Source organism: Inquilinus sp. 2KB_23, from assembly GCF_052115705.1.
Classification (GTDB): Bacteria; Pseudomonadota; Alphaproteobacteria; order DSM-16000; family Inquilinaceae; genus Inquilinus; species Inquilinus ginsengisoli_A.
Map to the genome: position 1 here is coordinate 21,024 of NZ_JBFRHF010000044.1, position 6,081 is coordinate 27,104.

Sequence of the window (6,081 nt, forward strand, 5' to 3'; positions counted from 1 at the left end):
TGGGCTATTCCTGGGCGAAGACATGCATTGCTCAAAGGGCGAATTGGTTCTGCGCCCGCTCGACTCCATATTCATCGTTGTCGTGAACAATTTTCCCACCCGATGCAGCGACTGCTGACGTCCTTCGTCACCCATCTCATCTTCGCCCGCCGCGTGCGGGAGGAGGAGAGCGAGACCACCGACCATCCCGATCTGGCGGCGTTGCTGCTGCTGTGGCACCGGCTGTGCGGCGCGGCGCCGCTGCCGTCGGAGCAGGAGCTGGTGCCGGCCAGCTTCAGCCCGTGGATCGCCAACCTCGCCATCGTCGACATCGAGCCGCGGCCGTTGCGCGCGCGGTATCGCGTGGTCGGCAGCCGCCTCAGCCACCTCGCCGGGCGCGACCTCGCGGGACGCTATGTCGACGAGCTCTATGCCGATGAGATCCGGGCCGAGGCGATGGCCGCCTATCGCCAGGTGGTCGCCGAGCGGGCGCCGCATTACAGCCATCGCCGCTTCCGCTTCCCGTTCCGGGGCTTCGGCTACCACCGGCTGATGCTGCCCTTCGCCGGCTCGCAAGGCATGGTCGACCGCGTCCTGGTGGCGATCTATCCCGACACGCCGTTCGAGACCGCCGCCGACTGGCAGCGCTATGTCGATCCCGAGGATCTGAACCGCTGGCTGGGCTACGGCCCGCCGCGGCCTAACCGTCGCGGCCCCGGGCGTCAGTAGGCGTAGGGCGCCAGGGTGACCAGCGAATAGATGTCGGTGCCCATCTCGACCGCGTTCAGCACCTGGGCCTTGCGGCGGTTGCCGCCCCAATTGCCGCGCACCACGATCGGCCGGCCTGGCGCCAGGCGGCTGCCGTCCGGGTCCATCGCCGCGGCGAAGTCGGGCGAGAAGCGGATCACCGTGTCGTCCTTCAGGATCACGCCATCGGTCCGGCCCCTGTTGTCGGACAGCACGACGTCGATCAGCCCGCTCTTCTCGACCAGCACAGGGCCCGCCGGGACCACCACGGTGGCCGGGGCCGTCACAACGCGCTGCACCGGGGCCATCGGCTGCACCCCCACCGGGGCCGGCGCCACCGTCACCACGCGCGGGGTGGAATAGGTGACGGGGGCTTGGGCCTGCACCGCCCGGGCTGCCGGCGGAGGGGCCACCGGCTGCGGTTCGACGTAGGTAGCCGCGGGCGGCGCGGCCCCGATGATCCGAGGGGCGGGGGCGATGGCCACCGGGGCGCTCTCGACCGTCACGCTGCGTTGCGCCACCGCGCCCGGCTCGGTCGGATAGGCCCAGGGGGTGGTATCGGTGCAGGCGCCCAGACCGATGGCGGCGACGGTCAGCGCCAGCGTGGTCACGCGGGAAACGCTCTGGATCATCTCGAACGGCCCTCACTGCTCTCGGTCGCCGGTCGGTTTCGCTGCCGGCTTTTCATATGGATATATGACTTCAATTCTCATAAACGACTGTGAAACATTCTAACATCGAAAACCGATGGCCCGCGATCCCGGGGATAGGCCATGCGCGCGAAGCGGCTTGCACCCCCGTATGGTGACGGGTAGAGGACGCGATCCCCGTTTGTCCGTCATACCTTCTTGTCCGTGGAGTCCCCGATATGTCCGACAGCGTCGAGAGCGTCCGCGCCCCGCACGACGATGCCGACAACCCGCTGAAGACGCCGCGGCTGGACAAACTGCGCGCGCTGCGGGCCCAGGGGATCGAGCCCTACCCCTACCATTACGAGAAGACCGCCGACGCCGCCGGTTTGCAGGCGCGCCACACCGATCTCCCGGCCGAGGCCGAGAAGCCGGAGGAGGTGGTCCGCATCGCCGGCCGCATCCGCGCCTACCGCAACAGCGGCATGTTCATCGACCTGCACGACGTCACCGGCAAGATCCAGGTGTTCTGCCACAAGGACTATGCCGACCCGGCGACCCAGGCGATGGTCGGGCTGCTCGACATCGGCGACCTGATCGGGGTCGAGGGCTTCATCCGCCGCACCAAGCGCGGCGAGCTGACGATCAACGCCCAGCACGTCACGCTGCTGGCCAAGACGCTGCTGCCGTTGCCCGAGAAGTATCACGGCCTGACCGATGTCGAGGCGCGCTACCGCCAGCGCTATCTCGACCTGATCATGAGCGAGGAGAGCCGCGAGACCTTCCGCGCCCGCAGCCGGATCGTCGCCGACATCCGCCGCCTGATGCAGGACCGCGGCTTCCTCGAGGTCGAGACCCCGATGCTGCACCCGATCCTGGGCGGCGCCTCGGCCAAGCCGTTCGTGACGCATCACAACACGCTCGACATGGAGCTGTACCTGCGCATCGCGCCGGAATTGTACCTGAAGCGGCTGATCGTCGGCGGCGTGTCGGAACGGGTGTTCGAGATCAACCGCAACTTCCGCAACGAGGGCATCTCGACCCGGCACAATCCGGAATTCACCATGCTCGAGCTGTACCAGGCCTATGCCGACTACACCGACATGATGGCGCTGGCCGAGGACATCTTCGCCGCCGCGGCCAAGGCCGCGACCGGCGGCACCACGGTCACCTATGGCGAGCACCAGATCGAGTTCGGCGGCCAGTACCGCCGCGCCCCGATGACCGAGCTGGTGAAGGAGGCGACCGGGGTCGACTTCCTCGCGATCGAGGGCGCCGAGGCCGCCCGGGAAGCCGCTCGCGGCCTGCAATTGAAGGTCAGCGGCCGCGAGAACTGGGGCCAGGTGGTCGAGCTGGTGTTCGGCGAGACGGTCGAGCACACGCTGATCCAGCCGACGCATGTCACCGACATGCCGAAGGAGATCTCGCCGCTGGCCAAGGCGCACCGCACCGACCCGCGCCTGACCGAACGGTTCGAGACCTATGCCAATGGCTGGGAGCTGGGCAACGCCTTCTCCGAGCTGACCGACCCGCAGGACCAGTATGAGCGGTTCGCGGCCCAGGTCGCGGCCCGCGACGCCGGCGACGACGAGGCCCAGATGATGGACCGCGACTATGTCACCGCGCTTGAATACGGCCTGCCGCCGACCGGCGGCATGGGCATCGGCATCGACCGGCTGGTGATGCTGGTGACCAACTCCGCCTCGATCCGCGACGTCATCCTGTTCCCGACGCTGCGGGCAAGGAAGTAGGGCGCCGGACTCACAATCCCGATTTCGTCATTGCGAGCGTAGCGAAGCAATCCATGGGGCAGCCCGGACCGGCGCCATGGATTGCTTCGTCGGCTTCGCCTCCTCGCAATGACGGAGAGGGGTGAGCGGCGGCCCTACGCCGCCGCGGCTTCGGGCGCCTCGACCAGCCGGGCCGGGGCCGCGCCGTCCTTCTCGATCCGCCAGTGGCGGTCGTGGAAGGCGGCGACCTTGGGGTCGTGCGAGATGGTCAGCCAGGTCGTGCCGGGCAGCCGGTCGCGCAGCAGGGTGAACATCCGCTCCTCGGTCACCTGGTCCAGCGCGCTGGTCGCCTCGTCCAGGAACAGCCAGTCGGGCTTGCTGAGGATCGCGCGGGCGATCGCCAGCCGCTGCTGCTCGCCCGGCGACAGGCGGCGGGCCCAATACTCCTCCTGCTCCAGCGCCGGCACGAGATGGCCGAGGTCGACCGCGCGCAGCGCCTCCGCCGCGGTGTCGGCCGGCACCTCCTCCGGCTTGGCCGGGTAGGCGACGGCGGTGTGCAGGCTGCCCAGCGGCAGGTAGGGCCGCTGCGGCAGGAACAGCACCCGGGCGTTTCCGGGCAGGCGGATTTTGGCCTTGCCGAACGGCCAGATCCCGGCCAGGGCGCGGAACAGCGTGCTCTTGCCGGCACCGGACGGGCCGGTCAGCAGCAGCCGGTCGCCGGGCTGGACCGACAGGCCGTGGCCTTCGAGCAGGGGCTGGCCGTCGGGCAGGGCAAGCTGAACGGTCTCGACCGCCAGATCGGTGCGGGTATCGGATGCCATGTCGATGGCGCCGGAGCGGGCCGCGGCTTTGGCGTCCTCCAGGCTGCGGCGGAAGCCGGTCAGGCGATCGACGGTCGCCTTGTAGTCGGCCAGCGTGGAATAGGCGCTGACGAACCAGGACAGCGAATCCTGGACATTGCCGAAGGCCTGGATCACCTGGACGACGCCGCCGAGCTCGATGGTCTTGGCGAAATACTGCGGGGCGACGAGGATGCCGGGAAACACGGCGGAGGCCTGGCCGTAGGCGGAGGTGAAGAAGCCGAGCTTCTTCGTCCGGCTCATCAACTGGTAGAAGTTCTCCATCACCCCGCCGAACAGGCGCAGCAGCCCCTGCCTCTCGCTCGCCTCGCCGCCATAGAGCGCGATCGCCTCGGTGTTCTCGCGGAACCGGACCAGGCCGAAGCGGAAATCCGCCTCCCGCTTCTGTTGCATGAAGCTCAGCCGGATCAGCGGGCGGCCGAGGAGATGGGTCAGGATGGTGCCGACGATGGCGTAGACGATGGCCGCCCACAGCATGAAATGCGGGATCGTGATGCCGCCGCCGCCGAACAGCGGGATGGTCAGGGGCGCCGCCAGCCCCCACAGGATCACGGCGAAGGAGAACAGGTTCACCACATTGCCGAGGAAGCTGAGGCTGAGGGTGAGGGTGCCGTCGACGAATTGCTGGATGTCGTCGGAGATGCGCTGGTCGGGGTTGTCGGTCGCGCCCGTCGTCAGCTGCTGGCGGTAATAGGCCCGGTCGGCCAGCCATTCGCCGAGCAGATGGTCGGTCATCCAGCGCCGCCAGCGGATGCGCAGCCACTGCCCGAGATAGACCGCGTAGACGCCGCGCAGGACGGACACCGTCGCCAGGCCGCTGAAGATCGCGATCTCGCGCCAGAACGCGGGCTGATTGTAGTCCTGCAGCGCCTGGTAGAAGCGGTTGTACCAGAAGCTGAACTGCACGCTGAGAAAGACGGCGCCGAGCGTGCAGGCGATGATCACGACCAGCAGGCCGATTGCCGGCCATTTCTCCTTCGATCGCCAGAACGGCATCAGAAGGGCGAAGAAGTCCTTCCAGAACTGGCGCGTCTTCTGCGTCATGGCGTGCTTCCGCCTCGCGGCGGATCCTCGGGTGCGACTGCAGCCGTGATATCCCTCGCGGCCGCGTCGCACCCGTGAATTTCACGTCATGTTCCCGTCATCCGGGCCTGATCAACGCAGCGCGGGAAGGATTGTCTCCCGGTCCACCGTCGTCCAGCTGCCCGGCGGCAGGTCGCCGAGCTCGACATCGCCGATGGCGACGCGGACCAGACGCAGGGTGGGATGGCCGACCGCCGCCGTCATCCGCCGCACCTGGCGGTTGCGGCCCTCGGTCAGGGTCAGGCGCATCCAGGTGGCCGGAATCGACAGCCGGAAGCGGATCGGCGGGTCGCGCGGCGGCAGGTCCGGTTCCGCGTCCAGCCGGTCCGCGAGGCAGGGCTTGGTCGGCCCGTCGGTCAGGGCGATGCCCTGCGCCAGGGCCTCCAGCGCCTCGTCCGCCGGCTCGCCCTCGACCTGCACCAGATAGGTCCGGGGGTGGCCGTGCTTCGGGTCGAGCAGCCGCTTGATCAGCGGGCCGTCATCGGTCAGCAGCAGCAGCCCCTCGCTGTCGGCGTCGAGGCGGCCGGCGGCGTAGATCCCGGGCGGCAGGCCGAATTCGTTCAGGCCGCGCCAGCGCCCCTCCGGCGTGAACTGGCTCAGCACGCCATAGGGCTTGTGGAGCAGCACGTAGCGGCACTGGTCCGGGGCCGGCGCCGGCCGCGTCTTCCGCTCCTCGCGCCAGCGTTCCCCCGGCTTGGCGGATTTCGCCCGCGGCGCGTCGCCGATCAGCTTGCGCGAGGAGGTCAGGGGCCGGGCCACGGACGGCCGGGGACGGGCGGCGGGGGCGACGGCCGGCTCCGGCGGGTCCTCGGCCTTGCCGCGCGCGGTGACCGATGGCACCCGGCCGCGCGGCCGGCGCCGGTCGGGGACGATCTCCTCCGGCGGCTCCTCTCCGCCATCCCACAGCCATTCCGGGATGGTGGCGAACTCACCGCCCTTGTCGGCACCGGGGCGGGATTTGGCGCCGGGCTTGCCGCGCGCCGGACGCCTGGCGCCGGCCGGCGGGTCGCCCGGCTTGGCGCCGCGCGCACCGGTGGCCGGGCCGCGCCGTCC

General features: G+C 69.5%; 5 protein-coding genes. 2 read left to right on the forward strand and 3 right to left on the reverse strand.

Annotated features, from left to right (window positions below):
• Positions 1 to 102 precede the first annotated feature (102 nt).
• A complete protein-coding gene (locus tag AB4112_RS34555; RefSeq protein WP_309800634.1) occupies positions 103 to 708 on the forward strand; it encodes a PAS domain-containing protein in 606 nt (201 codons plus the stop codon).
• Here AB4112_RS34555 and AB4112_RS34560 read toward each other — a convergent pair.
• Positions 702 to 1,358 (reverse strand): hypothetical protein, encoded by a 657-nt coding sequence (locus tag AB4112_RS34560; RefSeq protein ID WP_441726852.1) that lies wholly within the window; start codon positions 1,356 to 1,358, stop codon positions 702 to 704. The two genes, AB4112_RS34555 and AB4112_RS34560, sit on opposite strands and share 7 nt — an antisense overlap.
• Before the next feature lie 236 nt (positions 1,359 to 1,594).
• On the opposite strand from AB4112_RS34560, the gene lysS reads away from it, so the two are divergent.
• Positions 1,595 to 3,106: a lysine--tRNA ligase gene (gene lysS / locus AB4112_RS34565; protein WP_441726855.1), complete on the forward strand. Its 1,512-nt coding sequence runs from the start codon at positions 1,595 to 1,597 to the stop codon at positions 3,104 to 3,106.
• Positions 3,107 to 3,240: 134 nt separating this feature from the next.
• Here lysS and AB4112_RS34570 read toward each other — a convergent pair whose 3' ends face one another.
• Positions 3,241 to 4,989 carry an ABC transporter ATP-binding protein/permease gene (locus AB4112_RS34570; protein ID WP_441726858.1) on the reverse strand — a complete coding sequence of 583 codons (1,749 nt, stop codon included), beginning with the start codon at positions 4,987 to 4,989 and terminating at the stop codon, positions 3,241 to 3,243.
• A gap of 111 nt (positions 4,990 to 5,100) precedes the next feature.
• The coding region (locus AB4112_RS34575) for a pseudouridine synthase (protein WP_441726860.1) at positions 5,101 to 6,081 on the reverse strand (981 nt) is incomplete at its 5' end.